This window comes from Actinoplanes sp. NBRC 101535 (genome assembly GCF_030269225.1).
Lineage (GTDB): Bacteria > Actinomycetota > Actinomycetes > Mycobacteriales > Micromonosporaceae > Actinoplanes > Actinoplanes rectilineatus.
Genome location: NZ_BSSY01000001.1, coordinates 385,521 through 405,989, shown reverse-complemented (window position 1 = coordinate 405,989; position 20,469 = coordinate 385,521). Strand labels below are relative to the sequence as shown.

20 protein-coding genes and 1 pseudogene are annotated in these 20,469 nt (G+C 71.4%); 7 read left to right on the top strand and 14 right to left on the bottom strand.

Going from position 1 to position 20,469, the window contains the following annotated elements; genetic code table 11:
- Positions 1–122 precede the first annotated feature (122 nt).
- Positions 123–1,235, top strand: a complete 1,113-nt coding sequence (locus QSK32_RS01775) for a ferredoxin reductase (RefSeq protein WP_285471034.1) — start codon at positions 123–125, stop codon at positions 1,233–1,235.
- 42 nt (positions 1,236–1,277) lie between these two features.
- Complete coding sequence (locus QSK32_RS01770) at positions 1,278–2,465, top strand: fatty acid desaturase family protein (RefSeq protein WP_211275578.1); 1,188 nt, start codon at positions 1,278–1,280, stop codon at positions 2,463–2,465.
- Between the two features lie 66 nt (positions 2,466–2,531).
- Here QSK32_RS01770 and QSK32_RS01765 read toward each other — a convergent pair whose 3' ends face one another.
- The 11 genes from QSK32_RS01765 to QSK32_RS01715 form a co-directional block, all read right to left on the bottom strand.
- The gene (locus QSK32_RS01765; RefSeq protein ID WP_245674266.1) at positions 2,532–2,816 is read right to left on the bottom strand and encodes a putative quinol monooxygenase; all 285 of its coding nucleotides are present in this window, start codon (positions 2,814–2,816) and stop codon (positions 2,532–2,534) included.
- Positions 2,817–2,851: 35 nt separating this feature from the next.
- Positions 2,852–4,255, bottom strand: coding sequence for a family 4 glycosyl hydrolase (locus QSK32_RS01760; RefSeq protein ID WP_045747008.1), 1,404 nt, complete (start codon positions 4,253–4,255; stop codon positions 2,852–2,854).
- A gap of 138 nt (positions 4,256–4,393) precedes the next feature.
- Complete coding sequence (locus QSK32_RS01755; protein ID WP_045747007.1) at positions 4,394–5,458, bottom strand: PfkB family carbohydrate kinase; 1,065 nt, start codon at positions 5,456–5,458, stop codon at positions 4,394–4,396.
- Between the two features lie 43 nt (positions 5,459–5,501).
- Positions 5,502–6,101: a hypothetical protein gene (locus tag QSK32_RS01750; protein ID WP_285471033.1), complete on the bottom strand. Its 600-nt coding sequence runs from the start codon at positions 6,099–6,101 to the stop codon at positions 5,502–5,504.
- A 177-nt stretch (positions 6,102–6,278) separates the two neighbouring features.
- Complete coding sequence (locus tag QSK32_RS01745; RefSeq protein WP_045747005.1) at positions 6,279–6,785, bottom strand: GAF domain-containing protein; 507 nt, start codon at positions 6,783–6,785, stop codon at positions 6,279–6,281.
- Positions 6,782–7,078, bottom strand: a complete 297-nt coding sequence (locus tag QSK32_RS01740) for a hypothetical protein (protein WP_285471032.1) — start codon at positions 7,076–7,078, stop codon at positions 6,782–6,784. The genes QSK32_RS01745 and QSK32_RS01740 overlap by 4 nt, the downstream gene beginning before the upstream one ends.
- Positions 7,078–8,709: a methyl-accepting chemotaxis protein gene (locus tag QSK32_RS01735; RefSeq protein ID WP_285471332.1), complete on the bottom strand. Its 1,632-nt coding sequence runs from the start codon at positions 8,707–8,709 to the stop codon at positions 7,078–7,080. The genes QSK32_RS01740 and QSK32_RS01735 overlap by 1 nt, the downstream gene beginning before the upstream one ends.
- Before the next feature lie 117 nt (positions 8,710–8,826).
- Complete coding sequence (locus QSK32_RS01730) at positions 8,827–10,386, bottom strand: MFS transporter (protein WP_285471031.1); 1,560 nt, start codon at positions 10,384–10,386, stop codon at positions 8,827–8,829.
- A gap of 47 nt (positions 10,387–10,433) precedes the next feature.
- The gene (locus QSK32_RS01725) at positions 10,434–10,886 is read right to left on the bottom strand and encodes a MarR family winged helix-turn-helix transcriptional regulator (protein WP_052721102.1); all 453 of its coding nucleotides are present in this window, start codon (positions 10,884–10,886) and stop codon (positions 10,434–10,436) included.
- A gap of 54 nt (positions 10,887–10,940) precedes the next feature.
- On the bottom strand, positions 10,941–11,639 hold the full coding sequence (locus QSK32_RS01720; protein WP_285471030.1) for a hypothetical protein: 699 nt from the start codon (positions 11,637–11,639) through the stop codon (positions 10,941–10,943).
- A gap of 56 nt (positions 11,640–11,695) precedes the next feature.
- Positions 11,696–12,472 (bottom strand): TIGR02452 family protein, encoded by a 777-nt coding sequence (locus tag QSK32_RS01715; protein WP_045747000.1) that lies wholly within the window; start codon positions 12,470–12,472, stop codon positions 11,696–11,698.
- A gap of 102 nt (positions 12,473–12,574) precedes the next feature.
- Between QSK32_RS01715 and QSK32_RS01710 the strand changes: the two genes are divergently transcribed.
- The 5 genes and pseudogenes from QSK32_RS01710 to QSK32_RS01690 all read left to right on the top strand — a co-directional run bounded on the left by QSK32_RS01710 (position 12,575) and on the right by QSK32_RS01690 (position 15,992).
- On the top strand, positions 12,575–13,465 hold the full coding sequence (locus tag QSK32_RS01710) for an ABC transporter ATP-binding protein (RefSeq protein ID WP_285471029.1): 891 nt from the start codon (positions 12,575–12,577) through the stop codon (positions 13,463–13,465).
- On the top strand, positions 13,462–14,466 hold the full coding sequence (locus QSK32_RS01705) for an aliphatic sulfonate ABC transporter substrate-binding protein (RefSeq protein WP_285471028.1): 1,005 nt from the start codon (positions 13,462–13,464) through the stop codon (positions 14,464–14,466). The genes QSK32_RS01710 and QSK32_RS01705 overlap by 4 nt, the downstream gene beginning before the upstream one ends.
- Entirely contained in the window at positions 14,463–15,224 is a 762-nt protein-coding gene (locus QSK32_RS01700; RefSeq protein ID WP_285471027.1) for an ABC transporter permease, read from the top strand. Before QSK32_RS01705 ends, QSK32_RS01700 begins: the two co-directional genes overlap by 4 nt.
- Positions 15,225–15,231: 7 nt before the next feature.
- Complete coding sequence (locus QSK32_RS01695; protein WP_045746998.1) at positions 15,232–15,525, top strand: hypothetical protein; 294 nt, start codon at positions 15,232–15,234, stop codon at positions 15,523–15,525.
- A 212-nt stretch (positions 15,526–15,737) separates the two neighbouring features.
- Positions 15,738–15,992, top strand: a pseudogene (locus tag QSK32_RS01690) (Txe/YoeB family addiction module toxin).
- Between the two features lie 16 nt (positions 15,993–16,008).
- Here QSK32_RS01690 and QSK32_RS01685 read toward each other — a convergent pair.
- From QSK32_RS01685 to QSK32_RS01675, 3 genes are all read right to left on the bottom strand, one after another.
- Entirely contained in the window at positions 16,009–17,355 is a 1,347-nt protein-coding gene (locus QSK32_RS01685; protein WP_285471026.1) for a ferredoxin reductase family protein, read from the bottom strand.
- 108 nt (positions 17,356–17,463) lie between these two features.
- On the bottom strand, positions 17,464–18,465 hold the full coding sequence (locus QSK32_RS01680; RefSeq protein WP_285471025.1) for a TAXI family TRAP transporter solute-binding subunit: 1,002 nt from the start codon (positions 18,463–18,465) through the stop codon (positions 17,464–17,466).
- The gene (locus tag QSK32_RS01675; protein WP_285471024.1) at positions 18,462–20,444 is read right to left on the bottom strand and encodes a TRAP transporter permease; all 1,983 of its coding nucleotides are present in this window, start codon (positions 20,442–20,444) and stop codon (positions 18,462–18,464) included. The genes QSK32_RS01680 and QSK32_RS01675 overlap by 4 nt, the downstream gene beginning before the upstream one ends.
- Between the last annotated feature and the right edge of the window lie 25 nt (positions 20,445–20,469).

Here is a 20,469-nt window from a genome sequence, read left to right as displayed (position 1 = left end):
ACGTGGAATGCGATAGGACCGCACGTCGCGTAATGACGGTTTTTTCACCCGTGGTCCTCACATTCTCATGACTCTTGTTCCCAGCGAACAATTATGCCCCCTCGGATTCACTTCCCCTGGTCATGCTTTCGCCCGCGAGAACCAGCAGGCTTGGACACGTGCCTGATACCCGGACGTTGCGCAACGGAGCCTGGCGCGTGGTCGAGCTGATCACGACGCCGGTGATCCCCGCCGACTACCTCGACGTGATCGCGCCGCTGCGCAACCCCACCGTGCTGCGCGCCCGGGTCGAGGCTGTACGCCGGGAGACCCCGAACGCGGTGACCCTCGAGCTGCGGCCCGGTCGCGGCTGGGAACCGCACGAGGCGGGACAGTACATCCGCGTCGGCGTGGACGTCGACGGCGTCCGGCTCTGGCGGGCGTACTCGGTGAGCAGCGCGGCCGGCCGCTCCGACGGAAAGTTCACCATCACCGTCAACGCGGTGGCCGGCGGCGTGGTCAGCTCCTACCTCCAGTCGCAGGCCGAGCGCGGCATGATCCTGCACCTCGACCTGCCCACCGGTGACTTCACGCTACCCCGTCCGCGGCCCGCGAAGGCCCTGTTCCTCACGGCCGGCAGCGGCGTCACCCCGGTGATGGGCATGCTGCGCAGCACCCTGCATGAGATGCCCGACGTCGTGGTGGTGCACTCCGCCAAGACCGCCGAGGATGTCGTCTTCGGCGCCGAGCTGCGCGACCTGGCCGCCCAGGGCCGCATCCGCCTGATCGAGCGGCACACCAGCGCCGACGGCCGGCTCAAACCGGCCGACGTGGAGGAACTGGTGCCCGACCTGTTCGAGCGGGAGACCTGGGCCTGCGGTCCCGGCACCATGCTCGACGACCTGCAGGAGCACTGGGCCGACGCGGACGCCGCGGACCGGCTGCACGTCGAGCGGTTCCGCCCGACCGTGCTGGTGGCCGGCGACGGCGGCACGGTGACCTTCGAGAAGTCCGGCACGGTCGTGGACAACCCCGGCAGCATGTCGATCCTGGAGGCCGGCGAGGCCGCCGGCCAGCTGATGAAGTCCGGCTGCCGGATGGGCATCTGCTTCAAGTGCGTGGTGCCGATGCGTGAGGGCATCGTGCGTGACATGCGCGACGGCACCATCACCACCGCCACCGAGGTGGACGGCGACTCCGTCCTCGTACAGACCTGTATCTCGGCCGCCGCCGGGCCCTGCCGGCTCGGCGCCTGAGACCCCCCGCACCCCCATTCGAGAAACAGAAGAGGTACGCCCGTGACGACGCTGCAGCGCAAGGAAGTCAACCCGATCGCTCACCTCTCGGCCGAAGACATCGAAGAGATCGGCCGCCGGCTCGACGCCATCCGGGACGAGTTCCTCGCCGTGCGCGGCGAGAAGGACGCGGCCCACATCCGCCGCATGATCAAGATCCAGCGGCGGCTCGAGCTGGCCAGCCGCGGCGTGCTCCTCTTCTCGGTCTTCCCGCCGGCCTGGATCCTCGGCACCGTCGGCCTCTCCATCTCCAAGATCCTGGAGAACATGGAGATCGGGCACAACATCCTGCACGGCCAGTACGACTTCATGCGCGACCCGAAGATCCACTCGACCACCTGGGAGTGGGACTCGGTCTCCCCCGCCGAGCAGTGGAAGCACTCGCACAACGAGCTGCACCACAAGTACACCAACGTGGTCGGCCGCGACAACGACCTCGGCTACGGCATCATGCGCGTGGACGAGCAGCAGCGCTGGACGAAGGCGCACCTGGGCCAGCCGCTCTACAACTTCATCAACGCCGTCTTCTTCGAGTACGGCATCGCGGCGTACGACCTCGAACTGGGCCGCAACCTCAAGACCAAGAAGCGCCGCAACAACCCGGAGTTCCGGGCCCGCGCCCGCCAGGTCATGCACAAGATCCGCCGGCAGTTCACCCGTGACTACCTGGTGCACCCGGCACTGGCCGTCCCGGTCGGCCTGGCCGCCGGCAACCCGCTCGGCGCCTTCTTCGGCACCCTGGCCGCCAACGCGGTCGCCAACGTGGTCCGCAACCTGTGGACGCACTCGGTCATCATGTGCGGTCACTTCCCGAAGGACGTCGAGACCTTCGAGCGCACCTCGATCACCGACGAGACCCGCGGCGAGTGGTACCTGCGGCAGATGCTCGGCTCGGCCAACATCTCCGGCAGCAAGCTGATGCACACCATGACCGGCAACCTGTCGCACCAGATCGAGCACCACCTCTTCCCCGACCTGCCGTCCAGCCAGTACGCGGCCATCGCCCCGAAGATCCGGGAGCTGTTCGCCGAGTACAAGCTGAACTACGTCACCGGCCCGCTGGTGGTGCAGGTGGCGTCGGCGTGGGCGAAGGTGTTCCGCCTGGCCCTGCCGAACCGGACGCCGGCCAACGAGATCGACCACTCGATCCCGCCGCGTCCCGTCCCGGCCAAGGAGCCGGCCACGGTCTGATCCGTCCGGGCCCCGTCAACGGCTCCCCGCGGTCCGCGGCTCTCGCGGACCGCGGGGATCGCCGTGTCACACTGCCGGAACGCCCAAGCCTCCGCGCACGGTGAACTCCTGCGAGGTGAACTCGCCGGTCAGCATCGGCATCGCCGCCGCGATGGCCGCCCTCGTCGCGGGAAGCTGCAGCGACGCGGCGTGATGCTCCCGGCTCTCCCACACCTCGTTGACCCAGATCGTCTGGTCGTCGGTGTCCGAGACGCCCACCACGTACAGGTGGCAGCCCGCCGCGCGCAGCCCCTCGGATCCGCTGAGCAGGATCGCCAGCACCTCGTCGCGATGCCCAGGCTTGGTCCGCATCGAACCGTTGTAGCCGAATGTCATGTGCGCCCCCGTCACCGTAGGTAGGCCAGGCCGGGGATCTCGGCCTGGTAGTCGTCGACGAGACGGTCCGCGACCGCCTCGGACCGGACCAGCGGGTGTGCGGCCATCGCGCGTACCGCGGCATCGCGCGACCGGGTGGAAGCCGCCCGCAGGACCCACCGCTCGGCGGTCTTGACCGCCCGGACCAGTTCCCGGCCGTGCTCCGGCAGCGGTGCGATGGCCAGGGGCGTCGCACCCCGGGCGTCCACCGTGCACGGCACCTCGACGACCGCGTCGTCGTCGAGCACGCCCCCGCCCAGCACGCCGCCGCCGCGAACGCCCACGTCCTCGCCCAGGTCACCGCGGTCGCTCTCGCCCAGCGCACGACGGTTACGGACGTTGAGGATCAGCGTCGCCGGCTCGTCGTGGGCCAGCGCCCGCATCACCGCCAGCGCCACCCCCTCGTAGCCCGCCGGACGTGACTCGTCGTGCTCCCGCTCGCCAGCGCCGGCAAGCTCGCGGTTCTCCGCCATGTAGGTGGCCTCGCGCTCCCGCCACGCCGCCAGCCACGCCTCGAGCGGGTCGCCGGCGAGCATCTCGGCGTAGCACCGCCGCTGCTGGCCGAGCAGGAACGCACCCCGGGTCTGCGGGGCGTCACGGACCGCGGCCAGCGTGCCCTCCGGGTCGTAGTAGTAGTGCAGGTACTCGTTGGGCACCGCGCCGAGCTCACGCAGGAAGTCCGCACCGAAGAGCCGGCCCTCCTCGATCGTCTCCAACCGTGCCTTGTCGGCGAGCAGCCCGGGCAGCAGGTCGGGCCCGCCGTCGCGGGGATGCACGCCGTAGAGCCAGCCCAGGTGGTTGAGCCCGGCGTAGTCGACCCGCACCTGATCGGCCGTCACCCCGAGCACCCGCAGCACCCGGTCGACCAGCCCGGACGGCGAGTCGCAGATGCCGATCACCCGGTCACCCAGGCGGGCCGCCATCGCCTCGGTCACCAGACCGGCCGGATTGGTGAAGTTGATCGTCCAGGCTTGCGGCGCCAGCTCCGCGATCCGCTCGGCCACGTGCACGGCGACAGGCAGCGTCCGGAGTCCGTACGCGAGACCGCCCGCACCCACCGTCTCCTGCCCGAGCACACCGGCCCGCAACGCCACGTGCTCGTCCGCGACCCGTCCGGCCAGGCCGCCCACCCGGATCGCACTGAACACGAAGGACGCCCCGGTCACGGCGGTGTCGAGGTCGGTGGTGGTCACGATCGCCGGGGCGGACGGCACGTCGCGGGCCAGCGCGGTCAGCACCCCGCCGATCGCGGACAGCCGGCCGGCGTCGACGTCGTGCAGGGCCACCTCGGTGATGCCGGTGCGGTGGTCGGCGAGCAGTGCCCGGTAGACGAGCGGAACCCGGAAACCGCCGCCGCCCAGGATGGTCAGACGCATGGTGTCCTCAGTGGTCGTGCCGGCACCGAAAAGCCGGACTCAGCGGTCGAACCCGGCGTTGAGAAACCGGGCTCAGCGGTCGAACCCGGCGTTGAAGAACCGGGCTCAGCGGTCGAACCCGGCGTTGAGAAACCGGGCTCAGTGGTCGTTCCCTGCGTCGGAGAGCCGGGCGATGGTGGCGGTGGCCCGGTGCACCGCGGTGCGCCGCCCGGGTGGGATCACGTCGTCGAGGAAGCCGTAACGGCGGGCCAGCTGCGCCTCGGCGGAGTCGTCGTGGTGTGCCGTGGCGGTCCGCCGGGTCTCCTGCCACCAGTCGGCGATGTCGCCCCAGCCGGGCGCCGACAGTGAACCGCCGAAGTGCTGCACGGACAGGGCGGCGACCAGGTTGGCGAAGGCGACCCGCTCGGCCAACGGCCAGCCGCCCAGCGTGCCGGTGATGAAGCCGGCGGTGAAGACGTCACCGGCGCCGGTCGGGTCGAGTGCCTGCACCGGCACGACCGGCACGTCGGCCCGCTCGCCGGTGGTCGCGTCGATCGCCAGGGCACCGTCGCCACCGCACGTGACGACCACGACCGGTGCCATGGCGGAGAGTTTCTCCAGGGCCTGGCCGGGCTCGTCGGTGCGGGTGTAGCGCATCGCCTCGACGGCGTTGGGCAGGAACGCGTGACAGTCGGCGAGCGCGGCCAGCACGTCGCAGGACCACTGCTCGGTCTCGTCCCACCCCACGTCCGCGAAGATCAGGGTGCCGGCGGCGCGCGCCTCGGGCAGCCAGCCGAGACTCGGGCCGCCCAGGCTGACCGCCGCCCCGCGGGCCTGCGGCAGGCCGTTGACCAGACCGTCCGGTCCAGCCGGCAGCGGATGCCCGTGGGTGATCATGCTGCGGTCCCGCCCGTAGGCCAGGCTGACGGTCACCGGCGAGTGCCAGTCGTCGACCCGGATCGAGGCGGACAGGTCGATGCCCTCCTGCCGGCTGAGCACCTGGTGGCAGAACTCGCCGTAGGCGTCCGAACTCAGCGCCGTGCCGAGACCCGTGTGCAGGCCGAGCCGGCTCGCCGCGACCGCCAGGTTGGCCACGCCGCCGGGACACGAGCCCATCCCCGACGCCCACACCTCGGCGCCGGGCTGTGGCAGCTCACGGAGCCCGGTGAAGATGACGTCGAGGTAGACCACCCCCGGAACGAACAGGTCGAGCTGTCCAGCCATCGTCCGATCCTATCCTCATCCCCATCGGACCCGTGGTGAATGATCACCCGGCTCGGCGCAGGTCGGCGTGCGCCGCACGCAGGGTGTCCGCCGCCCGGTCGGTGCCCGGCGGGCGGGTCGCGTCGATCAGCCGCCACGCCTCCTCGAGGGCACCGGACAGCTCGCGGATCCGTCCGGCGTGCTGCCGCCGGACGTCCTCCCGCACCCGCTCGATCCGCTGCAACCAGCCCGCCGACGAGGCCGCCGGCGCGGGCGGAGCCGCCGGACGGACAGGCGGCGCCGACAACGGCCGGGACTCCGGCGCCGACAAGGAGCGGGAATGCGGCGCCGACAACGGCCGGGACTCCGGCGCCGACGAGGAACGGGAATGCGGCGCGCCCGCAGAGGACGCGGCCCCCGGGCGTGCGGGTGGAGCGGACGGCGGGCTCGGGCGGCCGGATGGGACCGCACCGGATCGCGGGCCGGACTCGAAGTCGGCGACGTCACCGACCGGAACGATGGCGGCGATCGGCCGCCCGCCGTCGACGATCACGGTGACCTGGTTGGTGAGCCCGGTGACCCGGACCAGTTGCTGGAATCGCAGGCGCGCCTCGGCCACGGTCAGCTCGAGCCGCCTGCGGATCGGTGTCGCTGGTTCTCCCATGGACCGATGATGCCGCCGGGGTACGACACTTTTCCGCACCGATGCGCCCGGAGCAGCCGCATCACCCTCTCCGCGGCACCGATCGACCCGGATCCGAGCAACCGCATCGCCCCCTCCGCGACACCGATCGACCCGGATCGAAGCAGCCGCATCGCCCCCTCCACCAGGAGGATCAGCTCAGAGTCGATGTGCCTCGAGCAGCCGCATCGCCTTCTCCGCCGCGTCGGTCAGAAGGGCCGTGTCCACATCGGTGAACATTCGCCGGCGGGAGTCGATCACGCAGTGCGCGCCCAGGTTGTGCCCGCCCTCGCCGACCAGCGGCACCCCGAGATAGCTGCGCAGCCGGGTCATCTCCAGGAACGGGTTGTCCGCGTGCCGCGGGTCCTCCCAGCCGTCCGACACGCAGTACGGCGTGCCCTCCAGCACCGTGTGCGTACACATCGCCCACTCCGCCGGTATCCCCTGCGCCTCGGCCACCCAGCCGGTCACCCCGTACGAGCCGAGGATGAACTCGGAGCTGTCCAGCAGCACCGACACCAGCGACACCGGCGCCTCCAGCAGACTCGCGCTGCGCCGGGCCAGCTCGTCCAGGCCGGTCCGCAGGGCGGCGTCGTGCAGGTCGTACCCGGCTATCTCCTTGATCCGGCCGGGTTCGCCGAGCCGGGTGAACAGGTCGCTCCTCACGTCAGACTCCTGTGTGCCGCGGAGAGATGGGTGTACGAGGTGAGCCGGATCCGCAACGCCAGCGCGCAGAGCCCGGTCACCGGGTCGGCGGCCTCCATCACCGTGAGCAGCCGGCTGAACGTGTCGACCGATCCGGGGCCCGCGCCGGAACCCTCGGCGGCTGCGGCGGAGGTAACCCCGGCGGTTCGCAGCAGCGTGTCCCAGATCGACGCCGCGTCGGCGCCGTGCACCCGGAACACCGCGTCGCGCGCGTCCTCGACCGTCGGGTGGGTGAGTCCGTAGGGGGCGTCCATCAGTGCCGGAACCCGTTCACCAGGAGGGTCAGGTCACCGGCGAGCCGGGTGAGGTCGGTGGCGGCCTGCTGGGTGGCCCGCGCCCCCTCGGCGGTCGCCGCCGCGACCTCGGCGACACCGGATACGGTGCGTGCCACGTTTCCGCTGCTGGTGGCCGCGTCGGCGACCGACCGGCTCATCTCGCCGGTGGTCGCGGTCTGTTGTTCCACCGCTGACGCGATGGTCGTGGTGTAGTCGCCGATCCGCTGGATCACCTGGGTGATCTCGCCGATCGCGGCGGCCGCCGAGTTGCTCGAGTCCTGGATGGCCCCGATCCGTTCGGTGATCTCCTCGGTCGCCTTGGCGGTCTGCTGCGCCAGTTCCTTGACCTCGCCGGCCACCACCGCGAAGCCCTTGCCCAGTTCCCCGGCGCGGGCCGCCTCGATGGTCGCGTTCAGGGCGAGCAGGTTGGTCTGCTCGGCGATGCTCGTGATCAACCGGACCACGTCGCCGACCTCGGCGCTGGCCGTACCCAGTTCGGCGACCTGGTTGTTGGTCTTCTCGGCGACCGCCATGCCCTCCTGGGCGACCCGGGCGGCGTCGGCGGCGTTCGAGGCGATCTCGGTGATCGAGGCGCTCATCTGTTCGGCGCCGGCCGCGATCGACAGCACGCCGGTGTTGACGTTCTCGCTGGCGGCGCTGGCCGCACCGGCTTTGGCGGCCACGTCGGTGGCGCCGCTCTGCAGCTGGGTGCTGACCGCGGAGAGTTCCTCGGAAGCACCCGCCAGGGTGGCCGCCGATCCGCCGATGGTGCCGACCGCGTCCCGCAGCCGCAGGATCGCCGCATCCAGGGCGCGGCCCATCCGGCCCGGTTCGTCGCGGGAGGTCAGGCCGGCGCTCTGGGTCAGGTCGCCCTGGGCGAGGCCCTCGCAGACGGTGGTGACCCGGGCCAGCGACCGGACGATCCCCTTCGCCACGATCATGCCGAGTCCGAGGGCGGCGAGCAGACCGGCGGCCAGCAGCAGCACCGACTCGATCCGGCTGTGCTCGTAGCTGCTGCGGGCCTCGTCGGCGGCCCGGGCGGCGGCCGCGGTCTCCGCCGCGCCCATCTCGCCGAGGTGATCCTTGACGACGGTGACCAGCGGCTGCGCCTGCTCGGTGCGGATCTTCGCCCAGAGGGCGAGGCTGTTCGCCTCGGAGGCTGGGATCAACTTCTGCTTGGCGATCGACACGTAGTCGTCCCAGTTCTCCCGCATGTCGGTGATCATTGCGGCGGACGCGGCGGGGGTGCCACCGGTGTACGCGTCGAAGGCCTTGTCGACCTCGTCCAGGTCGTCCTCGAACGCGGCGGCGTACTTCGACTTGCTGGTGGTGTCCTGGTAGACGACGTGGTTGAGCAGGTCGACCCGGGTCTGGGTCATCGCGGTGGAGAGTTCGCCCAGCGCGGCGGTGGCCGCCACGTTGCTCTTGTAGATCCACTGGGCCGAGTCGCTGGCCGTCCCGAGGGCCCGTAACCCGAGCACGCCGATCAGCAGCGCGACGGCGGCGGCCACACACACCGCCACCATGATCTTGACGCTGACGCTGAGGTCGGCCCAGAGCCCCCGGCCGCCGGCGGCGCGTGGTGCGACCGCGGCCGTCTCCCTGGTCATCGTGGTCACGACGTGATCCCCTCCGGTGCCTGCTGTCCCGCACTACTCACGTCGGCACCGGAGGCGGTCCGGCTGAGCGGGAAGCGTGGCCTTACCGGGCCGGAGGGGATCATCCGTCTATGCGGCGGGCGTGACCCGGCGGATCCCGGTCGCCGCGACGAGTGCCCCGATCAGGCACAGGACGCCGGCGGTCAGCGCCGCGGTGTGCACGCCGTTCAGGAACGCCTCGCTCGCGCCCTGGACGACGGCAGCGCGTACAGAATCGGTCATCTCGGCAGAGACCGGGGCGACTCCCATGGCCACCGCGTCCTTCGCCTCGACGAGGCCCTGCGCCATCGGCGCCGGCACGCCGGCGGTGGTCAGCTCGCCGGTCAGCGTCGTGCCGACCCGCCCCGCGATGATCGAAATCAGCACCGAGGTGCCGAGGGCGCCACCGATCTGCAGCATGGTGGCCTGCAGTCCGCCGGCCACCCCGGCGTCCTTGACCGGGGCGTTGCCGACGATCGCCTCGGAGGACGCGGACATCACCATGCCGACGCCGAGACCCAGGCCGACGAAGGACGGCCACATCGCGATGTATCCGGAATCGGTCCCCAGCGCCATCAGCCCGAAGGACGCCGCACCCTGCAGCAGCATGCCGAGCGGCATGGTGAACCGCGGGCCGAAACGGTCGGTGAGCGCCGCGCCGAGCGGGGATGCCACCACCGACGACAGGCTCAGCGGCAGGGTCAGCACACCGGCCGTCACCGGCGTGTAGCCGCGGACGTTCTGCAGGTAGAGCATGATGTAGAAGATCGAGCCGAGCAGCGTGAAGAAGTTGATCGACGTGATGATCGCGCCGATCGTCAGCGCCGGGCTCCGGAACAACCGCATCGGCAGCAGCGGGTGCTCCTGACGACTCTCGAAGAGTCCGAAGACGATCAGGATCGCCAGGCCACCGGCGATGGTGCCCAGGGTCGCCGCCGAGCCCCAGCCCCACGTCTCGCCCTTGACCACGCCGAAGACCAGGACCAGCAGGCCGGCCGCGAGGAGCACGACGCCGGGCACGTCGAAGCGGTGCTTACCGGTCGAGTTCCTGCTCTCGGCCAGCACCAGCGAGCTGACGATCAGGGCCAGCACACCGATCGGCGCGTTGATGTAGAAGACCGACTCCCAGTTGACGTGCTGGACCAGAAGTCCGCCGACGATCGGCCCGAGCGCGGTCGACACCGACGAGACCATCGCCCAGATGCCGACCGCCATGCCGAACCGGTGCGGCGGGAAGACCGAGCGGAGGATGCCCAGCGTGTTCGGCATCAGCAGGGCGCCGAACAGACCCTGCGCGGCCCGGAAGACGATCACGCCCTCGATCGAGCCGGCCAGCCCGATCGCCACCGACGCGACGGTGAACCCGGCGACGCCGATCAGGTAGTAGCGCCGCCGTCCGAAACGGTCACCGAGCTTGCCGCCCAGGATCAGCGCGGCGGCCAGCGCCAGCAGATAGGAATTGGTCACCCACTGCAGCTCGGCCGTGCTGGCGCCCAGATCCCGGCCGATCTCCGGGTTGGCGATCGAGACGACGCTACCGTCCAGGCCGACCATGAAGAGGCCGAAGGCGACGGCGATCAACGACCACCAGGGCTTGCCGCGGCGGCCTTCGGCCACCGGCGTGCTCTGATGTATTTCGGTCACGGTCATGCGTTACTCCATCTGGTGGAAAGCCCGGGGAGGGTACGGGTGAAAGCTCAGTGACCGCCGTCGCGCAGCAGCCGCGACAGTTCCGTGAGGGCCGGCAGCGCGGCCCGGATGGCCGTCCGCTGGCGGGCGTCGAGCCGTGCCATGGCGTCCAGCACGTACCCGGTGAACAGCGCCTGCACCTGGGTCATCCGGCCGGCGGCCTGCGGGGTCGTGTGCAGGCGTACCACCCGGCGGTCGTCCGCGTCCGGTTCCCGGCGCAGCATGCCGTCGTTGACCATCGCGGTGACCAGGGCGCTGGCGTTGTTCGGTTTGAGCTGCAGCGCGTCGGCGAGCTGCCGGACCGTGCAACCCGGGTTCTCGTGCACGTGCCAGAGCGCCACGAGGTGCAGCTCCGGCGGTTTGGGGTGCGCGAAGTCGACCTGGGCCCGGCGGTCGAGGCTCCGGTGCAACTGGTGCGCCAGCAGCATCAGGTCCACCGCGGTCTGGTCGTCATCGCTCATGCGACCCATTATTAGGTATGACGGCATACCTATTTCCAGCCAATGCGTCCCTGATCACGTCGCGCCGCCGGTCAGGCGGTTTCTGCGGACGCGGCGGTCAGGCGGTTTCTGCGGACGCGGTGAGGGCCGGCGGGGCGGCGCCTCCGGCGTGAGGCGCACGGTGCGCTCCATCGTCTCCCGCGCCGACTGCGCCGAGGGCACCGAGGGCACCGGCTGCACTGAGGGCACCGGCTGCGCTGAGGGCGGCACCGGTTCCGGATGCCGCACCCGGGCCCGCGGACGCCGCGGGGCACCAGCGCGTTCCGGCCGGGGCCGCGGCCGGTCCCGGGCGCCCGACCAGGACCGGTGCACCACCGGCGGATGGATCCGGAGGCGGCGCAGCAGCGGCAGGAACGGATCGCCGAACGTGCGGGCCGCCGCGTTCAGCAGCAGCGCCCCGGCCACCATGCCGATCGCGGGCATCGCCGCGAGGAGCGCGAGAACCGACACCGCCAGGCCGCCCCAGACCATGACGCGCAGGCCGATGTCGACCACCGGGATGCCACTGGGCCGCTGCCGGGTCCAGATCGGAAGGAACGACGCCACCAGCGCGAGCGCGACCGCGCCGAGCACGGCGGCAGCCGTCAGGAAGGCCTCGGGCCAGTGGTAGTGCCGGCCGAGCGCCCAGGCGCCCGAGACCAGGCCACCGAACCAGACCTTGATCAGGGCCCATCGCCCGAAGCGGACCAGCACGTCATCGGAACCAGTCGTCATGGTTCTCCCCCCGGCGCTCGTTCACCCTACCGGCGCCGGGCCCCACGGGAGTGCCGTCAGCACAATCGGGCGCGGAACGCCTTCCGGACATCGTCGCGGCGGTCCATCACCGCGAACGTGACCCGCTCGAACCACGGACTCACGCTCAGCGCACCGGCGAAGGCATCCGCGACCATCGCTGGATCATTGCCGAACACGCCGCAGCCCCACGCGCCGAGCACCAGCTTGCGGTGCCCGTGCGCCCCGGCGACCCGCAACACCCGGGCCGCCCTGCGGGCCAGAACCTCCGGGACCCGAGGGAGGAGTTCGGGCTGCTGCCGGGCCAGCGCCGAGCGGTTGGGCGCGGCCGAGACCAGAAACGAGACGGGGTACGCCTCCGTCAGCAGAGCACCGCGATCGTCCCGGAACACCGGTACGTCGGGGGCGTGGATGATCCGGTCGGAGTAGAGCAGGCTCGGCTCGGCCCGGTGGTGGGCGTAGAAGTCGCCGGCCGCCCGCAGGCACGGGTACAACGCCGAACTGCGGGCCAGGCTCTCCTCCTGCGCCTGGGCGCCGTTGAGGAACCCACCGCCGGGGTTGCGGGCCGAGGCGAAGTTGAGGCAGGCCACGCCGTCGCCGAGGCGTCGCGCCGCGGCCAGGCTGGACTCGCCGGTCACCTCGATCGCGGGCGGTCCGTCCACCACGGACGGCTCGGGCAGCGTGTCGTCCGGCAGGTACAACCGGGTGCCCGCAACCGCACGCGCCACCTCGTCCGCGATCCGGACGCCGTCGTAGCCACCGCGGTCCACGATGGTGACGGTCTCCTTGGCGATTCCACGTAGCCGAGCACTCATGCCGACGATCATGACCGTCGGCGACCGCCCCGGCCAGCGATTTTCCCGTCGTCGATCTTCGACTCTAGTAAACACATAGGAATTGTGGGTACGCTGCGCGCCATGACGGCCGTACCCCTGAGCATCTCCGGCGCCGGCCGGGAGTTCACCGCCGGCGGACGGCGGCGGGCGGTGCTGTCCGGCGTCGACCTGGAGGTGGCGGCCGGCGAGGTGGTCGCCCTGCTCGGGCCGTCCGGGTGCGGCAAGTCGACGCTGCTGCGCCTGGCCGCCGGGCTGGACACGCCGACCACCGGCAGCATCCGGGTCGACGGTCGCGCGGTCACCGGCGTCGAACCCCGGTGCGCGGTGGTGTTCCAGGAGCCGCGCCTGCTGCCGTGGCGGACCCTGGCCGGCAACGTGGCGTACGGGCTGCCCCGCGGCACCACCCGCGACCAGGCCCGCAGCGAGGTCGCGCGGTGGCTCGACGTCGTCGGGCTGACCGAGTTCGCCCACCACCGGCCGCGCCAGGTCTCCGGCGGCATGGCCCAGCGCGCCGCCCTGGCCCGGGCACTGGCCCGGCGACCGGGTGTCCTGCTGCTCGACGAGCCGTTCGCGGCGCTGGACGCCCTGACCCGGTTGCGCATGCAGGACCTGCTGGCCGAGGTGCAGCGTGCGGCCGGAACGACCGTGCTGCTGGTGACCCACGACGTCGACGAGGCCCTGCACCTGGCCGACCGCATCGTCCTCCTCGGCACGCCCGCGCCCTCCCCGGCCGCCGCGCTCTCCCCCACCTCCGGGGCGCTCTCCTCCGGGACGGACGCCTCCGGCCCGCTCTCCTCCGGGACGGACGCCTCCGGCCTGCTCTCCTCCGGCGCGTCGACCGTGCGGTGGATCCGGGACGTGCCGGGCGGGCGGCCCCGCGACCGGGGCGACGCCGGACTCGCCGCACGACGCGCCGACATCCTCGCCGACCTCGGCGTACACACCGATCTGGAAGGAAGCACCCCGAGATGAGGATCATGCGCGCGGTGGTCGCGGCGGCGGTCAGCACCGCACTGCTGACCGGTTGTGTTCAGGGCGAGGACAGCCCTGCCGAGGCACCCGGCGGCGGGGACGCCGTCGCGCTGCGGCTGGACTACGCGTACTACAACCCGGCCAGCCTCGTCCTGCGCGAACAGAAATGGCTGGAGAACGAGCTGCAGCCGAAGGGCGTCACGGTCAGCTGGCAGCTGTCGGCCGGCAGCAACAAGGCCAACGAGGCGCTGCGCGCGGAGGCGATCGACGTCGGCTCCACCGCCGGTGCGGCCGCTCTCGTGGCCCGGGCCAACGGCGCGCCGATCAAGACGATCGAGGTCTTCAGCCAGCCGGAATGGGCGGCCATCGTGGTGCCGAAGGACTCCCCGATCACCGGCGTCGCGGCGCTCAAGGGCACGAAGGTGGCCGCGACCAAGGGCACCGACCCGTACTTCTTCCTACTCCAGGCCCTGGACGAGGCGGGACTGAAACCCGGCGACATCACCGTCACCAACCTGCAGCACGCCGACGGGAAGACCGCCCTGGAACGCGGCGACGTGGACGCCTGGGCCGGACTCGACCCGCTGATGGCCACGTCCGAGCGGGACGCCGGGTCGAAGCTGATCTACCGCAACGTGGCGTTCAACTCGTACGGCGTGCTCAACGCGCGGGAGGCGTTCCTGGCGGAGCACCCCGACCTCGCCCAGGCGGTGGTGAACGCCTACGAGAAGGCCCGCCAGTGGATCAAGGACAATCCGGCGGAGGCGGTCGCCCTGTACGCCCGCGAGGCGAAGATCTCCGAGCAGGTGGCGACCGCGGTGCTCACGGAGCGTACAAAAATCGATGTCGATCCCGTCCCCGGCGCGGCCCAGCGCGCGGTGTTCGAAAAGATCCTGCCGGTCCTGGTCGCCGACGCGAACGTGAAGAGCGAGGCGGACGCGCGCGCCGCGATCGACACCCTGTTCGAACCGAAGTACGCCACCGCCCGCAGCGTCTCGTGACGACCCTCCTGCGGACCCGGACGACCCCCGCCCTGGGCGCCGTCCTCCCGATCGTCCTGCTCGCCGCCTGGCACCTGGCGGCGGGCAGCGGCATCTGGTCGCCCGCACAACTCCCGCCCCCGGGCGAGGTGCTGGCCGCCCTCGCCGAACTGATCCGCCGCGGCGAACTCTGGCACCACCTGGCGATCAGCACCCAGCGTGTACTGATCGGCTTCGCGGCCGGTTCCGCGCTCGGCCTGGCCCTGGGCAGCCTGGTGGGCCTCTCCCGCACGGCCGGTGCGGTCCTCTCCCCCACCGTGCAGGCGATCCGGGCCGTGCCGTCGCTGGCCTGGGTGCCGCTGCTGCTGCTCTGGCTGGGCATCGGCGAAACCCCGAAGATCGTTCTGGTGGCGATCGGCGCGTTCTTCCCGGTCTACACCACGGTCGCGGCGGCACTCGCCCACATCGACCCGCACCTGATCGAGGTGGGCCGCGCCTACGGACGATCCGGCCTGAGCCTGCTCACCACGATCCTGGTCCCGGCCGCCACCCCGGCGATCCTCTCCGGCCTGCGGCTGGGCCTGGCCCAGGGCTGGCTGTTCCTGGTCGCCGCCGAGCTGATCGCCTCCTCGATGGGCCTGGGCTTCCTGCTGATCGACAGCCAGAACACCGGGCGCACCGACGTGATGCTGCTGGCCGTCATCCTGCTGGCCGTGCTCGGCAAACTCAGCGACACGCTCCTCGCCCTGGCCGAGCGCCGCCTGCTCAGTGCCGCATAATCCATCCATGACCGCCGACAAGCTGCTCCTGGTCGCCGTGGTGGAGATGGCCGAGGGTCACGCCGAGGCCGGCCGGCGTTACGAGGACGCCGTGCTGGCCCTGCTCCCCCGCCACGGCGGCACCCTGCAACGCCGCACCCGCGATGTCACCGGCGCCACCGAGGTTCACGTGATCAGCTTCCTTCGGCGCGCCGGCCTGGACGCCTTCATGACCGATCCGGATCGGCTGGCCCTGCGCGCGGCCGCGGGCGACGCCGCCCCCACCACCCGACTCCTCGAAGTCCACGACATCCCCACCTAGACACGTTTCGTGGTCAGGGTGCGAAGCCCATCCGCGTGGTGATTTCGGGCGCACTGGACGCCCGAAGTCACCACACCCGTGGCGGTGTGGTGAATACGGGCGCACTGGACACCCCAAATCAACACACCCCTGCCGGTGTGGTGAATACGGGCGCACTGGACACCCCAAATCAACACAGAGGCAGACCCTGACTGCGATTAGGTGTCTAGCCGGTGAACGGCCGGAAGGCCGAAGTCGTGAAGTACAGTTTTCTGCACTTCCCGTGGAAACTGATCAAGCGCATCAACGATCTGATTGCGGATGTCATGCGCGACGGTTACGAAGGCATCGGCAAGCCCGAATCGCTTCGTAGTGAATTGTCCGGCCGATGATCACGGCGGATCGACCAGGAACACCGGCCCCACTATCGAATCAAGAACGGTGACGTCGAGATCGCCGCGTGTAAGTACCACTACGGCAACCGATGATGCGACCCCCGGGGGGTCAGGCGGCGAGGCGGAAGAGTTCGGCGTGGATCTGGCGGGGCGGGACCTTGAGTTTGCGCAGACAGTCCAGGACCGCCGTGGTCAACGGCGCCGGACCGCAGACGAAGACGTCCCGCGACGTCACGTCCGGGACGAGTTTCTGCAGGTTGGCGGGGAGGAACGGCTGGTTCGCGCCGCCCGTGCGGCCGGTCAGCAGGTGCAGCCGGGCGCCGTTCGCGCGGGCCAGGTTGCGCAGCTCGCCCAGCAGGACGGCGTCCGCGGCCCGGCGCACCCGATAGATCACCACCGCGTCGGGCCCGAGTGCCGGGTCCTCCAGCAGGGAGCGGATCGGGGTGATCCCGATGCCGCCGGCGATCAGCAGCGTGCCCGTGCCGCGGCGGTGGTCCAGGGTGAACGCGCCGTACGGTCCCTCGGCGAACACCTTCGCGCCGACCGGCAGGTCACGCAGGCCCGCGCTGGTCGTGCCGATGCCCTTCGCGGTCAGGCGCAGCGACCGGCCGTTCGGGGCGGCCGACAGCGAGAACGGGTTGACCTGCCACCACCGGTTGTGGCCGGGGAACCGCCACAGGAAGAACTGGCCCGCCCGCACGTCGAGCCGGTGCAGGTCACGGCCGGTGACGTGGACCGACACCACGTCGTCGGCCTCCGGCACCACCGCGGCGACCCGCAGCCGGTGGCGGGCGTTGCGGGCCAGCGGGACGATCAGGCGGCCGGTGACCAGGGCGCCGACGGCGAACGCCCACAGCCCCCACCAGTAGACCTGTGCCCCGACGGTGACGGTGAAGGCGGTGCCCTCGTACACCTGGTGGATCACGCCGAGGGTGACCACGGCGTACATCAGCAGGTGGACGGCGTGCCAGGTCTCGTAGGAGAGGCGACGCCGGGCGATCCGGACCGACAGTGCCACGATCAGCACGATCAGGCCGGCCGCGATCAGTCCGAGTAGCACCGGCAGCTGACCGAAGAGGGTCAGGGCGGTGCGGAGGAACGGGACGCCGTCGTAGCGGGCGAACCCGAGGATCACGAACGTGGGGTGCAGGACGGCGCACCAGAAGATCACGAAGCCGGTCCAGCGGTGCCAGCCGGTGAGCCGGTCCATGCCGATGCCCCGGTCGAGCAACGGGAGGCGGGCGATCAGCAGGAGCTGGACGGCGAGGGCGAACGCCAGGTACAGGCCGAGGAGCCGGCCCAGTGACCCGAACGTGTTGTTCGCCGGGCCGGCCAGGACGAACAGCAGGTGGACGGCGGCGACGTTGACGACGAGGAAGGTGGCCGCCACGAGACGGGCGGACGGTCGGAGGCGGCGGCGGGCGGTGCGGATCTGCGGGTGGGTCACGGCGATCATCCCGGTCTCCCCTGCACGGAACAGCTGTCTACCCGGTGTACCCGAACGGTCACTGTCTGGTTCACACGAAACGCCGGGCGGCCCGCCGCCGCCCCTGCCATCACCTCGCTACTGCGGCGCCCCCAGATCGTCGAGGGCCTTCACCGCGCCCCGGTGCAGCGGCACCGGATCGGTCAGGCGGGAGTTCTCCACCGAGATCTCCGCGGCCGCCGCGTTGGCCTGGGCGAGCTGCGGCTGCCGGTCGAACAGCGTCTTCGTCAGCACACACGCGACGTTCGGGTCGAGGTCCTGCCGGACCAGCAGCACGTTCGGCACGATGATCGTGGTGATGTCGGACGGGGTTCCGTAGGCGGCGGCCGGGATCACGCCCTCCACGTACACCGGGTTGATCTTCTGCATCGCGGGGAGCAGCGGCGTGATGCTCAGGAACTCGACCGCGTCCCGGGACGTGGTCAGCAGGTCGGTGATGCCGGGGGTGGGCAGGCCGCCGGACCAGAAGAGCGCGTCGATCGTGCCCTCCTTCATCCCGTCGACCGTCTTGGTCAGGTCCAGCTTCTGCGCCTGCACGTCGGCTGCCGGGTCGAGGCCGGCCGCGGTCAGCACCCGGTTGGCGATCACCTCGGTGCCGGACTTGGGCGAGCCGGTCGACACCCGCTTGCCCCGCATCCCGGCTACGTCCTTGATCCCGGCGGCTTTGCGGACGATCACCTGCGTGTAGTTGGTGTGGATCCGGGCCAGCGCCGCGACCGGCTGCGTCGCGGCGAACGCGCCGGTCCCGCCGACCGCGTCGGCGGCCGTGTCGGCGAGCGAGAACGCCACGTCGTAGGTGCCGGCGACCAACTGCTGGATGTTCTGCACGGAGGCACCGGTCTCGGCGGCGGTCGCCTGCACCTTCCCGCCCGCCGCGTTGATCTGCTCCGCGTACGCGTTACCCACCGCGAAATAGACGCCGGTGCTGTTGCCGGTCGCGATACCGACCCGGGTGGCCGTGGTGACCTGGCAGGTCACCTCGCCGCCGGCGTCGGTCGCGGCGCTGTCCTGTCGCCCTCCACAGCCGCCGGCGGCGACCGCGAGCGCGCCGACCAGGGTGGTGCCCACAAGCCTTCTCATGCCGGTCTCCGGTCCCTCTCCGTGGGTTTCTTGATGATCGTGATGAGTACGGCCGACAGCAGCGCGACCGCCCCCGCGGCGATCACGACCGGCTCCAGGTAGAGCAGCAGCAGTCCCGCCACGGCGGCGAGCACCCGGCTGGCCGGCCCGGCCGGGCCCACCCCCGGCACCCAGGCTCCGGTCGCCACCGCCAGCGCGGCCACCGCCACCGCGGCGGCCAGCGACGTCCACAGCACACCGAGGGCCGGGCCGCGGGCCAGCAGGTGTTCGCCGTTGGCGGTCAGCACGAAGGCGATCGGGGCGAGGAAGGCGGGCAGCGCGTATTTCAGGGCCTGCCACATGGTGGGTACCGCCCGGCCACCGGTGATCGCGGCGGCGCCGACGGCGGCGAGCGCGGTCGGCGGGGTGACCTCGGAGAGCACCGAGTAGTAGAAGACGAACATCGCCGCGGCCGGGGCGGGCACCCCGAGCGCCAGCAACGCCGGCCCGATGATCACCCAGCCGATGATGAAGCTGGCGGTCACCGGCACGGCCAGCCCGAGCAGGGCGAGCGCGACGGCGGCCAGCACGACGGTCAGCGCCAGCACCACGCCCGGCTCGTCGGAGATCGCCCGCGCGCCGTTGACCAGCAGCGACGCCAGCTGAGCGCCGAGGCCGGTCTTGGTGGTCGTCGCGGTGATCACGCCGGCGGCGGCGCAGACGGCCACCACCGGGAGCACGCCGCGGACACCGGCGGCGAGGGCGGTGAACGCCCGCCGCGGGGTGAGCCGGGTGCCGGAGTCCAGGAACGACAGTGCCGCGGCGAGGATCGTGGCGTACACGACGGCCCGGGTGGCGCTCTGCCCCAGCGCGAGCAGCACCACGATCAGGATCAGCGAGGAGAAGTGGTAGCCGTACCGCAGGAGCAGCCGCCCCGCGCTCACCTGCGGCGCCTCCACCGCCCGCACACCGTGCCGCCGCACGTCGATCTCGACGGCGAGCAGGATGCCCAGGTAGTACAGCAGGGTCGGGATCGTCGCCCAGCCGAGGACGGTCAGATAGGACACGTTGAGGTATTCGGCGACGATGAACGCGGCGGCGCCGAGCGTGGGCGGCGACAGGATGGCGCCGACACCCGCGGCGGCGAGCATCCCGCCGGCCTGCTCCGGCGGATACCCGGCCCGCCGCAGCATCGGCCAGGTCACCGCGCCGACGCTGACCGCGGTCGCGGTGCCCGACCCGGAGACCGTGCCGAGCAGGAAACCGGCGGCCACCGCGGTGCGCCCGGCCGCGCTGCGCGACCGCCGGAACGCGGCCACCGACAGGTCGACGAAGAACCGGCTGGCCCCGGAGAGGTCGAGCACCGCACCGTAGATGGTGAACAGCACGATGTAGCTGGCGGCGACGTCGAGCGGCGTCCCGTAGAACCCGCTTCCCGAGTTGTAGAGCGCGTCGACGATCTGGGCGAAATCGAGTCCGGCGTGCGCGACCGGCCAGCTCTGGGGCAGCAGGCCGCCGTAGTAGGCGTACCCCAGAAAAGCGAGACAGACGATCGGAAGAGCAAGGCCGGTGGTACGCCGCGCCGCCTCGATCACCATGACCAGCAGCACCGCCCCGAACGCGATGTCGGCGGGCGCGAGCAGAGCCTGCCGGTCGAGGAACGCGTCGTAGCCGGTGACCACCGGGTAGAGGCAGACGGCGAGAGCCGCCACCGCCAGGATCCGGTCCGGCCAGCCGGGCTTCTCGTCACGGCCGGCCCGCGCCCGGTACGCGAGGAAGACCAGCGGCAGCGTCCCGGCCAGAAAGATGATCAGGTAGAACTGGCTGCCCCGGGCGAGCGGCCGGAACACCTGCCAGAGCACGAGCAGCGCGATCCCGAACGCGACGCCGGCGACGAGCCGGCCGGCCCACCCGGACAGCTCCCGGGCAGGCCGTTCCTCCTCGTCGTAGTGCACCGCGGGTGGCGTCCCCTGCACCATCAGAGATCGATCTTCACCCATGCAACGGACAGTACTATGTCGCCCG

Bases quoted from the DNA above. Each gene is read 5' to 3' on its own strand.
- QSK32_RS01775 (WP_285471034.1), top strand. From the start codon at position 123: ATGCTTTCGCCCGCGAGAACCAGCAGGCTTGGACACGTGCCTGATACC.
- QSK32_RS01765 (WP_245674266.1), bottom strand. From the start codon at position 2,816: ATGCGGACCAAGCCTGGGCATCGCGACGAGGTGCTGGCGATCCTGCTC.
- QSK32_RS01760 (WP_045747008.1), bottom strand. From the start codon at position 4,255: ATGCGTCTGACCATCCTGGGCGGCGGCGGTTTCCGGGTTCCGCTCGTC.
- QSK32_RS01755 (WP_045747007.1), bottom strand. From the start codon at position 5,458: ATGGCTGGACAGCTCGACCTGTTCGTTCCGGGGGTGGTCTACCTCGAC.
- QSK32_RS01750 (WP_285471033.1), bottom strand. From the start codon at position 6,101: ATGGGAGAACCAGCGACACCGATCCGCAGGCGGCTCGAGCTGACCGTG.
- QSK32_RS01740 (WP_285471032.1), bottom strand. From the start codon at position 7,078: ATGGACGCCCCCTACGGACTCACCCACCCGACGGTCGAGGACGCGCGC.
- QSK32_RS01735 (WP_285471332.1), bottom strand. From the start codon at position 8,709: ATGACCAGGGAGACGGCCGCGGTCGCACCACGCGCCGCCGGCGGCCGG.
- QSK32_RS01730 (WP_285471031.1), bottom strand. From the start codon at position 10,386: ATGACCGTGACCGAAATACATCAGAGCACGCCGGTGGCCGAAGGCCGC.
- QSK32_RS01725 (WP_052721102.1), bottom strand. From the start codon at position 10,886: ATGAGCGATGACGACCAGACCGCGGTGGACCTGATGCTGCTGGCGCAC.
- QSK32_RS01720 (WP_285471030.1), bottom strand. From the start codon at position 11,639: ATGACGACTGGTTCCGATGACGTGCTGGTCCGCTTCGGGCGATGGGCC.
- QSK32_RS01715 (WP_045747000.1), bottom strand. From the start codon at position 12,472: ATGAGTGCTCGGCTACGTGGAATCGCCAAGGAGACCGTCACCATCGTG.
- QSK32_RS01710 (WP_285471029.1), top strand. From the start codon at position 12,575: ATGACGGCCGTACCCCTGAGCATCTCCGGCGCCGGCCGGGAGTTCACC.
- QSK32_RS01705 (WP_285471028.1), top strand. From the start codon at position 13,462: ATGAGGATCATGCGCGCGGTGGTCGCGGCGGCGGTCAGCACCGCACTG.
- QSK32_RS01695 (WP_045746998.1), top strand. From the start codon at position 15,232: ATGACCGCCGACAAGCTGCTCCTGGTCGCCGTGGTGGAGATGGCCGAG.
- QSK32_RS01685 (WP_285471026.1), bottom strand. From the start codon at position 17,355: ATGATCGCCGTGACCCACCCGCAGATCCGCACCGCCCGCCGCCGCCTC.
- QSK32_RS01680 (WP_285471025.1), bottom strand. From the start codon at position 18,465: ATGAGAAGGCTTGTGGGCACCACCCTGGTCGGCGCGCTCGCGGTCGCC.
- QSK32_RS01675 (WP_285471024.1), bottom strand. From the start codon at position 20,444: ATGGGTGAAGATCGATCTCTGATGGTGCAGGGGACGCCACCCGCGGTG.